We start from the raw sequence: 16039 nt of genomic DNA, 5'->3' as shown, positions 1-16039 counted from the left end.
GTTGATTTTGAGAAGAATAACAAGACATTTATACAAGATAATAAGAGGTGCCAACTATCTAAGTCTTGGCATCTCTATAGTTGTAGCTATTGCATGTGGAGTCTTTTTGGGAATGTGGCTACAAAAGCTAACTGGAAGTAGGTTTTTGTTCTTCTTCTGTCTGTTTATTGGGCTAGCTGCTGCCTATCTAAATGTCTATAAGGTCTATAGATCACAAATAAAACAGATGAAAGAGCTTGAGAGTGATGAGCGTTATAAAAACTTTAAGCCCGATTTTAGCGATGAAGAGAAAGAAGAGGATGAATGAAGCTAGCTTTGTACTGTTTGGCTGGACTTTTGTTACTGCTAATTTTGTCCTATTTTTTGGGGTTTAATTTTTTAATAAGCTCTTTTAGTAGTTTTTTGTTGTCTCTGCTTATTGTTTTTAGCTCATACAATGCCTACTACAACAAAATCATAAAAAACCTCTATGACACAGGCTTTGAGATTGCACAAGATGATGAGAATGGCAAAGATGATGAGAGAGCAGAGATGAAGAAAAATAGAGTATTTTCTAGCTACTTTTCGCCACTTAGACTTTTTTGCTATTTTTTGTTTGCACTTTCATTCTTTGCATTGGCTAAATTTCACTTACTAAATGTTTTTGGTATCATTTTGGGCGTTGTTGTTATGCAGCTTACTATCTTTATCTACGGATTTATCAATGCAAAGAGCAGTTAAACTTATAAGAGCCTTGCTTGGGCTTTATGTCGGTATTAGTTTTATCTTTATAGGTAATGGTTTGGCTATAACTTCAGCAGGAGTTATCCTAAAAGGTGGCGGTTATAGCGAACTTGCCATTGGCTTGGTTACATCGTGCTTTTTTCTTGGGGCAATGTGTAGCACTATCTTTACCTATAGCTTTATATCGGCCTTTGGATATGTGAGATCTTATGCCATCTTAACGGCACTTTTTGCTCTCTCAGCTCTTTTCCATAATTTCTGGTCAAATATCTTTTATTGGGCTATTCTTAGGTTTTTTCTAGGATTTTCATACTACAGCATTGTTATGATTGTAGAAAGCCTTCTAAATACCAAATCTACCAACAAAAATCGTTCCGTTTTCTTAGGCCTTTATGAGATCATCTACTACGCAAGTTTTGGTATCGGTGTGCTTTTTTTATCGCTAAAGCTTGATTCTAGTTACATCATACTAATAAGTGCTTCATTTATAGTGCTTGGCTCCATTCCTGTAAATATCATCGGCATAAGAGAGCCACGTCTTCCACCAAAGCGAAAACTCTTTATACCAAATATATTTGGAGTAGTTCCATTGGCGCTATTTTCAACATTTGTTGGCGGTATTGCGCTAAATGGCTTTTTCTCTATGGGTAGTGTTTATGTCTTAAATTTGGGGCAAGATGTCTCTATGATATCGCTATTTATGATAGTTGCTATGGTTGGTGGCTTTGTATCGCAGATATTTTTTGGACTCTACTCATACAAAATCGGCAGAAAATACTCCATAATGCTAGCAGCTAGCACGGGATTAGTTGCCTCTACTTTGATGGTTATCTTTAGTGATAACTTTTTAGCTCAGATACTTTTGGTCTTTTTCATAGGTTTTGGAACATTTTGTCTCTATGTGCTTGGACTTGCAAGGGCAAATGATGTCTTACACGACAAAAGCAAAACAGTTGAGATAGGGGCGGCACTGCTTCTTAGCTACACTACAGGCTCGCTTTTTGGACCGCTAATTGCAGGACTTTTTATGAAGATGTTTGGAAGTAAGGGCTTTATGCTTGTCTATGTAGTGGCGCTTTTTGCACTTATTATCTTTGCACTCTATCAAAGGCAGGTCCCAAAAGAAGACAGAAGCGACGAGTTTCCAACTAGCAAACTTACAGAGTCACTATAGGCTAAATTTCTTGATGACATATCTATAGTAAAAGGCCCCTATAAAAAAGGCAAAACCCATCAAAAATGTGATAAAACTAAGAGATAACCCAACCTTATAAAGAAAGCCAATAGCAAGAGAGGTTAGGGCAGAAACGCCTAAAAACACCATATCTACATAGGCAACAACTCTTCCATGATACTCCTTGTCGCAGTGATTTTGTATAAGAGTGTAGCTATAAGACCAAAGAGTTGAGGTGCAAAATCCAGCACAGACTAGGCCTATAAAGCCAACATAGAAGTCAAATTGCAAAATAGACCAGATACCAATGCCTAAAAACTGCCCTATAAAGAGCCAAAATAGTGTTTTTGTGTTGGTAAATTTACTTAGGATTATAGGTCCTAATATAAGCGAGCAAGCCCTTGACATATTCATAAAGCCAATTATCAAAGAAGTGCTTAAAATCTCTTTATATTTATAATCAGCCATAAGCGCAATAAGCGTATCATAAGAGGTTATTCCTACAAAGGAGTGTATTATGATGAGATGTATCATTAAGGGGCTATTTTTTATATATGCAAGACCATCTTTTAACATAGTCATAACTTTTTGCTTTTTGCTCTGATAGAGTGGTGGAAGCTTTAGTTTAAAAAGTAGCGCTATGCCTATAGCATAAAGTATAGAGTCAAAGACAAATGAGCTATATATGCCAAAGTTGTGTATATAAATGCCTGCTAGTCCCATGCCAGCGGTATATGAAACTGCCCAGATGACGGAGTGGATTTCATTTGCTAGTTTTAGGTGAGATCTTGTTAAGAGCTTTGGAAGTAGGCTCATCTCTACTTGAAAATACATTCCCGCTAAGCCCATTCTTATAAAGACAATAAGTTGCATAAACCAAAACCAACTCATACTATCTACCAAGATTAGTAATAAAACTGTTATGCACTCAATTAGCATAAATGAGATAAATAGACTAAATGGCTTAAATTTATCTATGATAACGCCGCTTATTGGAGCAAGGACGACACCAGGGACAAATGCCATTGCAGCTGTAAAGCTTATCGCCCATATTGGAGCATTTAGCTCAATTAATAAGGTAAAGATACCAGTGTAGCTAAACCATCCGCCAAAATAGCAGATGAGTTGGATTGTAGCAAGGATTCTTATGTTTTTGTTTAGTAGTAAAAGTGCAATATGTCTTCTCATAACTCTCCATTGTAAAGAGTTGATTATAACTAAAATTTAGCTTTTTGTGATTTGTTTAAAAACTTTAATAAATTTCATAGTAAGATAGACTATTGAAATTTAAAAGGGGTAAAGATGAGTAGAAACAAAAGAATTTTAAGAGTTCTGTTGGGAGTTGTTTGGATAGCGGTTTTTTATTTTGCTTTTCATAGTTGGTTTGCTCTTGTTGGGCTTTTGCCTATTGCAGTTGGGATAAGTGGCTTTTGTCCTGCTTGCTACTTTTTAAACAGATGCTCTATAAAAAAATAGAGTTATTTTAAAGATAGGCTAAATTTGGTCTATCTTTTTTAAATTTGATAGTCGATCTTTCTCATATATAGATATTTTTAGCCACTTTTTTTATATTTTAATCTCTTGATAGATAGATTTTGTTAAAATGGTGCATATCAATTAAGGAGGATTTATGTCATCTAAAAAAAGTATATTATCTTTTTATTTCAATACAAGCTTAGTTGTTAGAATCTTTGTTGCGCTAATTGCAGGAATTATCGTAGGAATGATTTTTACAGCAGGCGAGCTACCAAATGGCGAGTTAAATTTGGGAGCTAAAATGATTGGTTTTTTAACACCTTTTGGAGATCTTTTTGTAAGACTTTTGAAGATGATTATGGTGCCAATCATTATCTGTTCTTTGATAATAGGAACTAGCTCTATAGCGCCATCTCATCTTGGAAAAGTTGGAGTAAAGGCGGTATTTTTCTATTTTGTAACTACAGTTTTTGCTATCATCATAGGGCTAGGTTGTGGCTTGTTGTTTGCTCCAGGAAGCGGACTAGAGTTAAGTGACGCATCTATTGCAATTGCAAAAGAGGCACACTCAGAGCCACTTAGCAAGATCTTTTTAAATATGATTCCTACCAATCCTTTTGAATCCATCGTAAAGGGCGATATATTACCAATCATCACATTTTGTATATTTCTTGGTATCGGTCTAGCTTTTATAAGAGATAGCGATGATGAACGCATCAAAAAGGCGGGCGATACTGTCTATAACTTTTTTGATGGTATGAGTGAGATTATGTTTAAGGTAGTTAGATGGGTTATGGAGTATGCACCTATTGGAGTTTTTGCCCTTATGTTTGTGGTCTTTTCTGCCAATGGTGCTACAGCTTTTGGCTCACTTGCCAATGTAACAGCTGCTCTTTATACAGGACTTGTTTTGCAGGTAGTTTTGGTCTATTTTGGAATTTGTCTTCTTATAGGACTTAAACCACTTGAGTTTCTCAAAAAGGTTCGTGCTCCGATGATTACAGCTTTTGTTACTAGGAGCTCAAATGGAACTTTGCCTATCACTATGGATGTAACTGACAAAGAGATGGGTGTTCCAAGAAGTATCTATGGCTTTGTTTTGCCTGTTGGCGCAACCGTCAATATGAATGGAACAACTGTTTATTTGGGAGTTTGCACACTTTTTATAGCAAATGCTTGCGGCATAGATCTAACATCAAGTCAATATGTGACTATTGTAATCACTGCGATATTGGCAGCTATTGGAACAGCTGGAATTCCTGGAGCTGGCGCTTTAATGCTTCTTTTGGTTTTGGAGTCAATTGGCATAAAAGTTGATGGCAATGTTGCTATAGCCTATGCGATGATACTAGGAATTGACGCACTTTTGGATATGGGAAGAACTTCTATGAATGTTGTTGGTGATGTTATTGCCTCTATATGGGTTGCAAAAACAGAGGGCGAGCTTAATATGAGCAAGTGGAAATAGTAATTTAAATTTATAATAAAGAGGTAAAAATGAGAAGAGTAGGCATAATGGGCGGAATGGGACCTTTGGCAACCATAGATCTTTTTAAAAAGATAGTAGAGCTTACAAAGGCTAAAAGCGATCAAGAAAATATTCCGCTACTTATCGATAATTATCCACAAATTCCCGATAGAACAGCTTTTATATTGGGCGGCGATAAAGATCCTTTACCACAACTAATAGAGAGTGCAAAAAGACTTAAAAATGGTGGCTGTGAAGCACTTTGCATAGCTTGTAACACAGCTCACTACTTTGCAGATGCTATAGAAAAAGAGGTTGGTATTGAGATTTTGAGGATTAATACTATTGCCGTAGAGGCTATTAAGAGGGATTTTAAAGGTGTTAAAAATATAGCAGTTGTTGGAACTACTGCTACAAAAAAGGCTAAAATTTACGATCTAGTTTTGAGCGCAAATGGTTTTAACTCAGTGGAGTTTAAAAAAGAGGCTCAAGATAGGATAATGTCAGCCATATATGATGGAGTAAAAGCCGGTAGAGTAGAGTGGGCAGCAAATAGACTTGAGAGCGCTTTAGATGAGGTTAAGGCAGATCTTTTTATAGCAGGTTGCACAGAAATACCTGTAATGTTACCATATCTCAAAAAAGAGAGAGTTTTTTTAGATGCTACAAACGAACTTGCCAAAGCAGTTGTAAAATACTCTTTGGATGACTAAATTTACTCTTTAACTGCTGCTATCTTCAAGCTAGCGGCAGTTTTACTAAATGTTATTAGATCTTCTGTAGTTTGCACATACCAAGGAAGCTGTTTAAGCGAAACTTTTAAAACCTCCCAAGCACTTATTGCATCATTTAATGCTCTGTGGTGTTTACCACTGATGTTTAGCTGCTCTTTTAGGCTACCAAGTCCATACTTTGTGGCAGGTATTGTTCTTCTTGCTAGATCTATGGTACAAAGTCTTCTGTTTAGAAGTATTCCAAAACCAAGCTCTTGCATACTTTTGCTTATATAGTCATAGTCAAATCTAACATTGTGCGCGACAAAAATGCTAGTGCCTAAAAATAGCCTAAATTTCTCCAAAACATAGGAAAGTGGTGGCGCATCTTTTAAGTCATCTAAACTTATACCTGTTAGCTCTTGGATCTCTGGTGGGATAGATGGTGCACTTATAAAAGTCTTAAACCTATCAATTATCTCTTTGCTCTTTAAATTTACCTTAATTGCACCAATTTCGATGATTTGACCGCTCTTTATGCTCCCGCTTGTCTCAATATCAACTATGCAAAACTTATCATCTATAAAATCTCTCTGCCTTGTTTTTAGAGTGAGTTTGGTGTTGTCAAGTTTAACTATCTCTAGCCCAAGCAACTTCCACATAGAGAGATCTTTTGGATCAAAAATCTCAGTAATCTCCTCTATTTGATAGGCCTTATGTATAAAGTCATGATAGTTAAGGCTAGTTCTTGCTAAAAGCGAGATGAGATTTTCGAGTTGTTTTGTCAAAATTCAAGCTTTAAAGAGCGGATTGACTCTGCATAATTTTTTGATGAAAAGATATAGCTACCAGCCACAACTATATCAGCGCCTGCCTCTTCGATGTCTGCTATATTTAGTCCATTTACGCCACCATCTACCTCTATCATACAAGCAGCACCACTTTTATCGATAAGCTCTCTTAGTTGCCTTATTTTGGTAAGTGTTGATGGTATGAAGCTTTGTCCGCCAAAACCGGGATTGACGCTCATTAGAAGTACCATATCAACCTCTTTTATTATAAATTCCAAAGTTGATATTGGAGTGTGAGGATTTAGAACTATAGCAGGCGAGACCCCAGCATCTCTAATCTCTTTTATAACTCTTAAAGGGTGAGTTGCCTCTTCGATGTGAAAGCTTAGAAATTTAGGCTTAAGTGGCAAAAATAGCTCTACAAAAAATGGGATATCTTTTACCATAAGATGGATATCAAGTGGCTTGCTAGCAGCCTTTTTTACCGCCTCTACAACCAAAGGTCCGATGGTCAGATTTGGAACAAAATGCCCATCCATAACATCAACATGAATAAGATCAGCTCCAGCCTCGCAAATAGCTACAATCTCATCTTTTAATATCCCAAAATCAGCCGATAAAATACTTGGTGCAACATACATTTTTTGCCTTTGAACTCTTTTTAAATATGGATTATATACTCTTTGATTGAGATTTAGCTTATATAAAATTTAGAAATTTATTTTTATTTAGTTAAATTTAACGATAAATGGGCTATTAAATTTGGCTTTTAAGTTAATATAAAACTTATTTTGATAAAATAATCCCTTATTTAAAATCATCAAAAAGGAACCAACATGGCAAAAAGATGCGCTATAACAGGCAAAGGTCCTATGACAGGACATAGAGTAAGCCACGCAAACAACAAAAACAAAAGAATATTTTTACCAAATTTAAGAACAGTTAGAGTTGTCTTAGAGGATGGAACGACAAGAAAGATCAAAATAGCCGCTTCAACTTTAAGAACTATGAGAAAACAGTCAAAATAGTATAAATTTGTCAATAAATTTAAAAAAATGGCATAAATTTAAGATATGTCACTTTTAGATAAAATAAAGAGATTTCTTAACTGGCAAACTCCTGCAAAACCAAAGATAGATTTAAACGCAGATCTCTACGAACAACTAAAGCCCTTTAGACTTCCACTCATTCTCATTGTTGCAATGCTTATGATTGGGGCTATGGGCTATGTATTTTTTAGCAACTTCTCTTTGATAGATGGCATTTATCAAGCTGGAATGACCTTCACGACAGTTGGTTTTACCGAAGTTGCACAGATAACTACTGCAGGACGACTTTTTACAATTCTTTTTATTTTTATGGGTTTTATCGCATTTACCTTTTCAATGGGTCTTTTGATAGAAACTCTTAAGAATGGAAAGCTAATCAAACTTATAAAAGAGCGAAATATGATCTATAAAATTGCACGACTAAAAAACCACTTCATCGTTTGCTATCACAATATTTATACCATTGACCTAACGGAGCAGTTTAGGCTAAATCACATACCATTTGTTGTAATTGATGTAGATGAAAAGCTTGAAGAAATTGCTCTAAAATATAAATATCCCTACTACATAGTTGGCGAGCCGCACACCGAAGAGTCGCTTTTGAAGGCGAATTTATCAAGTGCAAAAGGAGTTATCTCTCTTAGTCAAAATATCGCTGACAATATCGCACTTATCGCAACTGTAAGGCTTTATGAGGCGGAATTAGGAAGAGAGCCATATTTTGTTATGAGTTCAGCAGATACCAAAAATGACATTGAAAAGTTAAAAAAACTTGGAGCAAACTCTGTTGTTTCACCATCAAAACTTGCCGCACAAAGACTAAGCGCAATAAGCGTTCGTCCCGATATGGAAAATATCTTGGATAAGTTTCTCTACCAAAAAGACTCACTTATTGATATAGAAGAGATTGTTGTGCCGCCTTACTCTTGGCTTAGATTTAAAAGACTTTCAGAGACTAGACTTAGAGATATGACAAAGGCAAATGTCATAGGAATAACCGATGAAAATAGCAAGTTTATACCGATGCCAGAGGGCGATGTGCTAATTGGTAGCAACGCAAGACTCTTTGTTGTAGGGACAGCGGAGGGCATAAGAATGGCAAAAAGGCTAGTTTCCCTAAAATATAAGCCAAAAGAGGTTAAATATGTTTGATATCTTTCCTTTGAAGGACGGAGTTATAAACGTTGATGGCTTTTGTTTTGAGCCGATGAATGAAGCTTTTTTAATAAGAGCAAATGGCCCTTTTGAGAGCTTAAATTTGACTAGCAGGGATAAATTTAAAACTATTTTTGAAAAAGAGCAACCAACAACTAGCAACGCTTTACTGATAGCTTCAAAATATGATATTTTAAAAAAACTTTCACCAAAAACAGCTCCACTCTTCATCAAATTTGAGAAATTTAACAAAGCTTTTACAAGCAAAGAGGGTTTTTATGAACTTTGTCTAAATGTCAAAAAAGATAGCAGTAGCTTTAACCTTGCAGGAGTTTGTCAAATTTCATCTTCCAACTCCACAACTTGCCTAATTTTAACCGATACAAATATCCCAAAAACAGATCAAAAAGAGCTTCTAAAAGAGGCTATGGAGCAAAGTTTTGGCGCTCTTTTGAAAGATGAGATAACAAACGATAATGTTATATTTGTAACAAGCCAAACAAAACCATACGACAAAATGGCTTTTAAGAGAGCTTTAAATATGCTCTTAAGAGAGCTTTTTATAATGAGCCTAAGAGACAGTTACAAAAAAATTGTAGTTTTTGAAATAAAGGGCGCAAAAAATAGCGATGAGGCCAGAGCTGTTGTAGAAAAACTAAAAAACTCAGATATAGAAAAAATGGCTTTGATACTTCAACAAAGTGATATGGATAAAGTTAAAATTTATCTAAATGACCTTTTGATATATAGCAAAGAGCAACCAAATTTAAGTAAAGAGAGCCAACAAAAAGTTTATAACATCACTCAAAAGAAAAGCTTTAAGATAGTTTGCGACTTGGGTGTAGCTAGTAGTTGCTACACTGCCTATCAAGCCTTAAAGTGATCTTTGTTTAGTGCGTGCAATCTACTTTGAGCCGATTCACAAGATGCGTGCATAAGATCGTGTATATTTTCTAAGCTTTCAAAAAGTGCCTCTGCAATCTCATAGTCATTTTCTTCAAGATGTTTGAGCTTGGATTTTGGCGATATTGGGTTTTCTAAAAAGATAGAGTAAATTTTTTCACAGGTTTTTTTCCATTCTTCGTATTTTTTTGAAATACTATCAAAAAATATGATACCAACCAAATCTTCTAGCTTAAATTTCTCATCATAAAAAAACTCACCAAAAAGCTCCTCTTTGCCAACGATATCCAAAAAGTCTTCAGCTCTACCAGAAAGAATGGCATTTTTGATGCGGGTCATCAAAAAAAATTGCTGTGACATAGCATTTTCAAATGTACCAATAGTCTGTTCTTTAGTCATTGCAACAATCCTATTATTAAGATAATGGCTTAATTATACATATCAATGTTTATTTTTTGTTTAAACTAAGCCATTTTTCTAAAATAAACCCTATATTGTCATATAAGTGCCACTTTAAGCACATCTTCTATGGTATCTACAGGCAAAATTTCAAGGCTTTTTTGCACCTCTTCAGGGATCTCGTCTAGATCTCTCTCATAATTTTTTCTAGGAATTAGTGCTGTTTTTATCTTGGCTCTGTGTGCGGCTATGAGCTTTTCTTTTAAGCCACCAATTGGCAAAACCTTTCCTTGAAGAGTTATCTCGCCAGTCATTGCTACATTTGAGCGCACTTTTTTCTCTGTAAAGATAGAGGCGATTGCTGTAGCCATTGTGATTCCAGCACTTGGACCATCTTTTGGAGTAGCGCCCTCTGGCACGTGTAGATGAAGATTAAATTTATTATAAATTTGCTCGTTATCTTTGCTGCCTCTCTCATCTATAGCTTTGATTTTGCCATTGTCGATTAGCACCTTTACCACGCTAAAGGCAATTTGTGCTGACTCTTTCATAACATCGCCAAGATGACCTGTTATTTTTAGCTCGCCTTTGCCTTTGATTTTGATGGCCTCTATCTGCAAAATATCGCCACCAACGCTAGTCCAAGCAAGTCCATTTACAAGACCTACATAGTTGTTTTTTGATACTGCATCTATCTCAAAAACTTTTTTATCTAAAAATTTATTTAAGTTTTTGCTATTTACAACTACCTTGCCATCACTCTCTTTTTTGAGTATTTTAACAGCTATTTTTCTAAGAATAGAGGCTATTGCTCTTCTTAAATTTCTAACGCCGCTCTCTCTTGTGTAGTCCGATATTATAAGCTTTAGTGTTGCATCGCTTATGCCAACTTCATTAGCTAAAAGCCCATGTTTTTGCAACTCTTGAGGAAGTAGGTATTTTTTGGCTATGTGAAATTTCTCTTGCGGTGTGTAGGAATTTAGGTAGATAAACTCCATTCTATCTCTAAGTGGCGCTGGTATCATAGAGAGATCATTTGCTGTTGCTACAAAGATGATTTTGCTTAAATTTATATTGAAATTTAGATAATAATCCCTAAATTTACTATTTTGTTCAGGATCCAAAATCTCAAGCAAAACAGCGGTAGGATCGCCTCTAAAGTTTCTTGAAAGTTTATCTATCTCATCAAGCACAAAGACAGGATTCATCTCTTTTGCCTCGATAAGTCCTTGCACCACTCGTCCAGGCATAGCACCAACATAGGTTCTTCTATGACCTCTTAACTCATTTACATCTTCCAATCCACCAAGCGCTATACGCACCAAACTTCTTTTAAGTGCCTTTGCTATGGAGTTTGCAAGACTTGTCTTTCCAACTCCAGGAGGTCCTACAAAACAAAGAATGATACCGTTGTTTGACTTCTGGCTTTTGCCTCTAAGCTCCAAAAGCTCTCTTAACGCAAAATACTCAACTATCCGCTCTTTTGGCTTTTGTAGTCCATAGTGATCAATATCTAGTTGATTTTGCACATCGCTTACTAGCATTGACTTGGTAGCTAGTTTTTCAAAAGGGACCTCCAAAACCCAGTCAAGATAGCTTTGCACCATAGCCGAATCAGCCGAATCAGGATGAAGTCTTGCAAATCTATCAATCTGCTTTTCTATCTCTTTTTGTCCATCTTCATCTATAAAGGGCTTTTTCTTTTTTAGTTTTTTTCTATACTCTTTAGTTTGATCTTCTCTCTCATCATCGCTTCCAAGCTCTTTTTGTATCTGTTTGAGCTGCTCTTTTAAAAAAAACTCTTTATTTGTCTGTTCTATCTTGGAATGGACTTTGGTCTTTATCTCTTTTTCGAGCTTTTGGCTCTCTATCTGTGAGCTTACTAGCTCTATTAGTTTGTAAAGTTTCTCTTCTAAATTTGTCATTACGAAAAATTTATAAGACTCTCTGTTTTTTAGCTTCATACTACTAAGGACTAGATCGCAAATTCTCAATGCATCTGAACTATCTTCTATCGTTTTTAAAAGATCTGGCGGAAAGAGATGAGATGAGTTTCCAAAACTTCTAACTCGCTCTTTTAGGACATTGAGAAGTGGGGTGATTTTTTCTTTTTCGCCAAGCTCCATCTCGATAGTATCTATCAGGCCAACAAGCGGAAAGCTAGTTACTGGTCTTATTAGCTTTCCTTTGAGTGAGCCTTGAAATAAGATTTTAACTCTTCCATCTGGTAGTTTAGTAACTCTCATAATGCTACCTATAACACCTGCATCAAAGATAGAGTCAAAGTCCCTTTGTCCGCTATATTGACTTTTTTGTGTTGCTACCATTATCATAGTTTGGTTTTTTTGTGCAAGTTCAAGTGCCTCAATATTCTTTTCATCACTCAAAAATAGCGGTGTTATCATGAATGGATATAAAAAAAGTTCATCTTCTACAATTATTGGAAGTTCCATAGGAAAGGTCTGTCTGTTTTCTATCTGCACATCTTCTCCTTATTCAAAAATCTTTCTATAAAAAGGGAGTTTTGGCGGTATCATATCGACTTTGTTTAACTCATCTTGCTCTATAAGTTGGCGATAAATTTTAGCCGACTCATTTCTACCGGTTCTTTCATAAAGTGATAAAATATCTCTATTTAGATAGAGCAATGCTAGTCTAAATTTCACAAGCATAGTTTGAATTTGAGGTTTGTAGATGCTATTTGGATAGTCATTTAAAAAGCTCTCAATGGTAGCAATGCTCTCTTTCATAAGTCCTTGATTGCGGTTTGGTCTAACAAATGAGTTGTAATTTACTCTGATCTTTAAATACCTTGCATACTCTATCTTCTCATATGTTCCAAATCTTACCATATATTGATCCAAATAGGCATTTGCCTCTTCATAGTCACCCTCTTTTTCGCAAACACTGCTTAAAGTTAGCAGTATCGACTCTAAGAGCGGTGAGTTTATATGTTCGCTACTAAATGAGATGTAGTATTGTTTGGCTTTGTCAAACTCTCTTTTGTCAAGCTCTTTTAAAATCATCTCATACCACTGCTGTGGCGATAGATTGTAGAGCTTCTCTTTTGTAGAACAAGCCACGAAAAGTAGCGCACAAGATAGAGTTAGTGCCGCTTTTTTGTATAAATTTAACATACTCTCCCTTTTTTGTTAAATGGTGATTTTACTATCTTTTGATAAATAGTCCATTATTCTAACCAATAAAAACTAATTTGTAGTAAAATGTATCAAAAGGAGAGTAGATGATTTATATTTTAGGAAGCGGTCAAATGGCGCTAGCTTTGGCAAAGGGCTTAATAAAACATTATGATTTAACCATAGTTGCAAGAGATAGCAAAAAGGCAAAAAACTTTGAAAGTATTGGCGCAAAAGTAGAAGAGTATGGCAAAAGCTACAATATAGATGGCAAGGATATCATCTTGGCTTTTAAACCTTATGTGCTAGATGAGGTTTTGCCTCTCTTAAAGGGAGAAGCTAGAAGTTGCATAAGTGTTTTGGCAAGAAAATATTTAAAAGATTTAGAGCCATTAAATGCCAAAGAAAAGCTCTGTTGCCTACCAAACATTGCAGCCGCATACAACAGCTCCATAACGCCATACATAGCTAGCAAAGGTGCAAAAACAGCAGTAGAAATCATCTCTAAAATTGGTGAAATTTATGAGTTAAAAAGCGATAAAGAGCTAAATATAGCGGGAGTTTTAAGCGGTTGTGCACCAGCTTTTTTGGCTTTGGTTGCTGAGTCTTTGCAAGATGGAGCCATCAAAGAGGGCTTGGATAAAAACAGCGCCAAGGCCATCATAACAGCACTTTTCAAAAGTACATCAGCACTTCTATCGCACACTCACCCAGCTCTTTTAAAAGAGATAATCTCTTCGCCAGCAGGCACCACTATAAAAGGCATTGCAGCTTTGGAAGAGGAGGGCGTTAGATGGGCCATTATAAAGGCTATTGGTGCAAGTTCAGATTAGTTTCAGCAAATTTACACATACTTTATGGTAATATGATTAGATTTTAGTTGGCATTAAGGCTTATTTGAAATTTAAATATTTTTAGGATCTATTTTATGAAGAGAGCTTTTACACTACTTGAGCTTGTTTTAGCCATCATTGTTCTATCTTTAGCACTTATGGCGGTGCCTAGGATTATTTTACAATCCCAAAGTTCAAATATCTATGCACTAAAACAAGAGCTTATCTATCATGCCAAATCCCAAGCGCTTATATTTATGAGATATCCATGGGATAGTGCAGCCTACTACTTAAATTGCCAAGATAATCCAGAGGAAAATAGAACAGTTGGGGAGTGCGCTAGGACCAATAACATGCTTTTGCCGATTTACAAGATAGCTCCGCAAGGCGAGGGAGGCGACGCCTCTCGTCCAGGCATCATAAGAAATGATTTTGTCACTAGATATGAGAGTTTAAGACCAGATATTACTTACAGTGCTACTAAAAAAGCTGATTTTACAAACGTTAGTTGGGGTGTATCAGAAAAAAACGACATAGATGACTTTGATGGAACTACTTATCGTGTCTATAGAAGTGAGGATAATTTTGATTTTGTAACAGATGTGGATATCAACTCTAGTGTTGATTTTATAAACGATAAGGCCACTGGAGGATATAAAAGTGCAACCTCTATTTCTATTGATTTTACAAACGACACTAACACTAGTTTTCCAAGTCCAACAAATATAAAAAGAGTCAATATAAAAGTAAGCGATAGAGATCATATCGCCAAAGATATAGTTATGAGTCTGTTTTCATTTAACTATGGCGATTCGCCAGAGATAGTGACGCTTCATTAGTTTTGTAGGTTAAGGAGTGAGTTATGAATAAAAGAGCATTTACAATGATAGAGCTAATAGTTGTTATTGTTGCGGGTGGAATTTTGGCTCTTCTTGCTACAAATATACTCTTTAACATCTATAAAAGCTACGCCATATCAAGAGCGGTTGAAGACCTTGAGACTAGAACTACCGTGGCTATAGATCAAGTTGCTAAAAGGCTTGGTGATAGAGTGCCAAACACCGTCATAGGTAGAAAGCACATAGATGATGAAAATTTTGAAATATTGGCAAACGTCGATACAAATCACAGTATTATGGAGTGGATAGGGCAAAGTAGCATTAGCAAAAACCTACACTTAGAAGGTGGACGGGCTACAGGCTGGTCAGGATATATCACAGAGAGGTCAGGCAGTTATTTTATCACTCCAGGAAGTGACTTAGTAAGAGCAGCCGAAACTATCAAGTCAAAAACTAATGGCACTGTTTCAGACTTGGGTATTATCTTCATAGGTCTTTGTGATTATAGCGGTCTTGGCTATGGTTTTGATAGAGATGTAGCAACAAAGATAGCTCGTGCCAATCTAAGCTTAAGCAGTGCTGATAAACTCTATAGCGACTACAATGGCTCTTATACCTATAGATACTATTTGGTTGATAGTGCCTATGCTTTGGCAGAAGAGAGTGTAACAATGCCAGATGGCGTAGAGGTAAAAAACCTAGTTCTTTACTATGACTACAGACCATGGGTTGATAGCAATATAAGACTTTATAAACCAGCTAGCAGAGTTAAATTTAAAAAGACTATCTTAGCAAGAAATATTGAGCTTTTTAGATTTAGAGGACATGCTAAAGGAATCGATTTTAAGCTTTGTATGAGATTTTGTCCAAAGGGCAAGAAGTGCTTTCCTAAAGATTTTGTAGTTTGCAAAAATAAGGTTTTACTATGAAAAAAAGAGGTTTTGCTATGATTATGGCGATGATTTTTATGGTAGTCATCGCTACAATTGGTGTTTTTACTATGAATTTTGCGAAGAAAAATGTCACAAAAACTACAGATAACTTTGTAAAAGAACAGGCTGAGTTACTTGCTGTAAGTGCTGCCAACTATGCACGTATGGCTATGCAGTTGCATGATTTTAGTAGTAGTTGCCTAAAAGATATCAATATAAGCTACCCATCTAGCGATAAAGATAAGAAGATATTTGATATAAATGTAAGGCTTTTTTACTATAACAGGGGCTATGTTGGCAAACCTGGTTGCACAGTCATCTCACAAACTGACCTAACCAATACCGCTTTGCAAAACTTGGCTTTAGTTGATGTCAAGGTAAAAAGTGTCTTAAAAGATGCGCCTGTAGTCTATGGCTTGAGAACAGTCCAAAAACCATAAAGGAGAG

At 35.9% G+C, this 16039-nt stretch carries 19 protein-coding genes; 13 read left to right on the top strand and 6 right to left on the bottom strand.

Annotated features, from left to right (window positions below; genetic code table 11):
- The first annotated feature begins 7 nt into the window (after positions 1-7).
- The 3 genes from Q0X52_RS04095 to Q0X52_RS04085 are packed head-to-tail and all read left to right on the top strand — an operon-like array spanning position 8 to position 1897.
- A complete protein-coding gene (locus Q0X52_RS04095; RefSeq protein WP_297575260.1) occupies positions 8-307 on the top strand; it encodes an AtpZ/AtpI family protein in 300 nt (99 codons plus the stop codon).
- Positions 304-720: a hypothetical protein gene (locus tag Q0X52_RS04090; protein ID WP_297575258.1), complete on the top strand. Its 417-nt coding sequence runs from the start codon at positions 304-306 to the stop codon at positions 718-720. The genes Q0X52_RS04095 and Q0X52_RS04090 overlap by 4 nt, the downstream gene beginning before the upstream one ends.
- Entirely contained in the window at positions 704-1897 is a 1194-nt protein-coding gene (locus tag Q0X52_RS04085; protein ID WP_297575255.1) for an MFS transporter, read from the top strand. Before Q0X52_RS04090 ends, Q0X52_RS04085 begins: the two co-directional genes overlap by 17 nt.
- Here the strand turns inward: Q0X52_RS04085 and Q0X52_RS04080 are convergent.
- Complete coding sequence (locus tag Q0X52_RS04080) at positions 1892-3085, bottom strand: MFS transporter (RefSeq protein WP_297575253.1); 1194 nt, start codon at positions 3083-3085, stop codon at positions 1892-1894. The genes Q0X52_RS04085 and Q0X52_RS04080 overlap by 6 nt on opposite strands.
- A gap of 114 nt (positions 3086-3199) precedes the next feature.
- Between Q0X52_RS04080 and Q0X52_RS04075 the strand changes: the two genes are divergently transcribed.
- From Q0X52_RS04075 to Q0X52_RS04065, 3 genes are all read left to right on the top strand, one after another.
- The gene (locus tag Q0X52_RS04075) at positions 3200-3373 is read left to right on the top strand and encodes a DUF2892 domain-containing protein (protein ID WP_297575251.1); all 174 of its coding nucleotides are present in this window, start codon (positions 3200-3202) and stop codon (positions 3371-3373) included.
- Between the two features lie 154 nt (positions 3374-3527).
- A complete protein-coding gene (locus Q0X52_RS04070; RefSeq protein ID WP_297575248.1) occupies positions 3528-4841 on the top strand; it encodes a dicarboxylate/amino acid:cation symporter in 1314 nt (437 codons plus the stop codon).
- Positions 4842-4870: 29 nt separating this feature from the next.
- Positions 4871-5554 (top strand): amino acid racemase, encoded by a 684-nt coding sequence (locus tag Q0X52_RS04065; RefSeq protein ID WP_297575245.1) that lies wholly within the window; start codon positions 4871-4873, stop codon positions 5552-5554.
- Positions 5555-5556: 2 nt separating this feature from the next.
- Here Q0X52_RS04065 and Q0X52_RS04060 read toward each other — a convergent pair whose 3' ends face one another.
- On the bottom strand, positions 5557-6342 hold the full coding sequence (locus Q0X52_RS04060; protein WP_297575242.1) for a 3'-5' exonuclease: 786 nt from the start codon (positions 6340-6342) through the stop codon (positions 5557-5559).
- Positions 6339-6986, bottom strand: coding sequence for a ribulose-phosphate 3-epimerase (rpe, locus tag Q0X52_RS04055; RefSeq protein WP_297575239.1), 648 nt, complete (start codon positions 6984-6986; stop codon positions 6339-6341). Before rpe ends, Q0X52_RS04060 begins: the two co-directional genes overlap by 4 nt.
- Positions 6987-7181: 195 nt before the next feature.
- Between rpe and rpmB the strand changes: the two genes are divergently transcribed.
- Genes rpmB through Q0X52_RS04040 form a run of 3 tightly spaced genes read left to right on the top strand, consistent with a single transcriptional unit; the run spans position 7182 to position 9432 of the window.
- Complete coding sequence (rpmB, locus tag Q0X52_RS04050) at positions 7182-7373, top strand: 50S ribosomal protein L28 (protein ID WP_297575237.1); 192 nt, start codon at positions 7182-7184, stop codon at positions 7371-7373.
- Positions 7374-7418: 45 nt separating this feature from the next.
- Positions 7419-8546 (top strand): TrkA family potassium uptake protein, encoded by a 1128-nt coding sequence (locus Q0X52_RS04045; RefSeq protein ID WP_297575235.1) that lies wholly within the window; start codon positions 7419-7421, stop codon positions 8544-8546.
- On the top strand, positions 8539-9432 hold the full coding sequence (locus tag Q0X52_RS04040) for a bifunctional ornithine acetyltransferase/N-acetylglutamate synthase (protein ID WP_297575232.1): 894 nt from the start codon (positions 8539-8541) through the stop codon (positions 9430-9432). Before Q0X52_RS04045 ends, Q0X52_RS04040 begins: the two co-directional genes overlap by 8 nt.
- Here Q0X52_RS04040 and Q0X52_RS04035 read toward each other — a convergent pair.
- From Q0X52_RS04035 to Q0X52_RS04025, 3 genes are all read right to left on the bottom strand, one after another.
- On the bottom strand, positions 9417-9851 hold the full coding sequence (locus Q0X52_RS04035) for a hypothetical protein (protein WP_297575230.1): 435 nt from the start codon (positions 9849-9851) through the stop codon (positions 9417-9419). The genes Q0X52_RS04040 and Q0X52_RS04035 overlap by 16 nt on opposite strands.
- 98 nt (positions 9852-9949) lie before the next feature.
- On the bottom strand, positions 9950-12334 hold the full coding sequence (lon, locus tag Q0X52_RS04030) for an endopeptidase La (protein ID WP_297575227.1): 2385 nt from the start codon (positions 12332-12334) through the stop codon (positions 9950-9952).
- 9 nt (positions 12335-12343) lie between these two features.
- On the bottom strand, positions 12344-12988 hold the full coding sequence (locus tag Q0X52_RS04025) for an outer membrane protein assembly factor BamD (RefSeq protein WP_297575223.1): 645 nt from the start codon (positions 12986-12988) through the stop codon (positions 12344-12346).
- A gap of 107 nt (positions 12989-13095) precedes the next feature.
- Between Q0X52_RS04025 and Q0X52_RS04020 the strand changes: the two genes are divergently transcribed.
- From Q0X52_RS04020 to Q0X52_RS04005, 4 genes are all read left to right on the top strand, one after another.
- A complete protein-coding gene (locus Q0X52_RS04020) occupies positions 13096-13821 on the top strand; it encodes a pyrroline-5-carboxylate reductase (RefSeq protein WP_297575221.1) in 726 nt (241 codons plus the stop codon).
- A 95-nt stretch (positions 13822-13916) separates the two neighbouring features.
- Positions 13917-14660 (top strand): type II secretion system protein, encoded by a 744-nt coding sequence (locus Q0X52_RS04015; RefSeq protein WP_297575218.1) that lies wholly within the window; start codon positions 13917-13919, stop codon positions 14658-14660.
- Between the two features lie 23 nt (positions 14661-14683).
- Positions 14684-15589, top strand: coding sequence for a type II secretion system protein (locus Q0X52_RS04010; RefSeq protein ID WP_297575215.1), 906 nt, complete (start codon positions 14684-14686; stop codon positions 15587-15589).
- The gene (locus Q0X52_RS04005; RefSeq protein ID WP_297575208.1) at positions 15586-16032 is read left to right on the top strand and encodes a hypothetical protein; all 447 of its coding nucleotides are present in this window, start codon (positions 15586-15588) and stop codon (positions 16030-16032) included. Before Q0X52_RS04010 ends, Q0X52_RS04005 begins: the two co-directional genes overlap by 4 nt.
- Positions 16033-16039: the final 7 nt, after the last annotated feature.

It is taken from the genome of uncultured Campylobacter sp., from assembly GCF_947255105.1.
Taxonomy (GTDB): Bacteria; Campylobacterota; Campylobacteria; order Campylobacterales; family Campylobacteraceae; genus Campylobacter_B.
The sequence above is the reverse complement of the archived record's forward strand: the minus strand, read 5'-3'. Positions and strand labels throughout refer to the sequence as shown.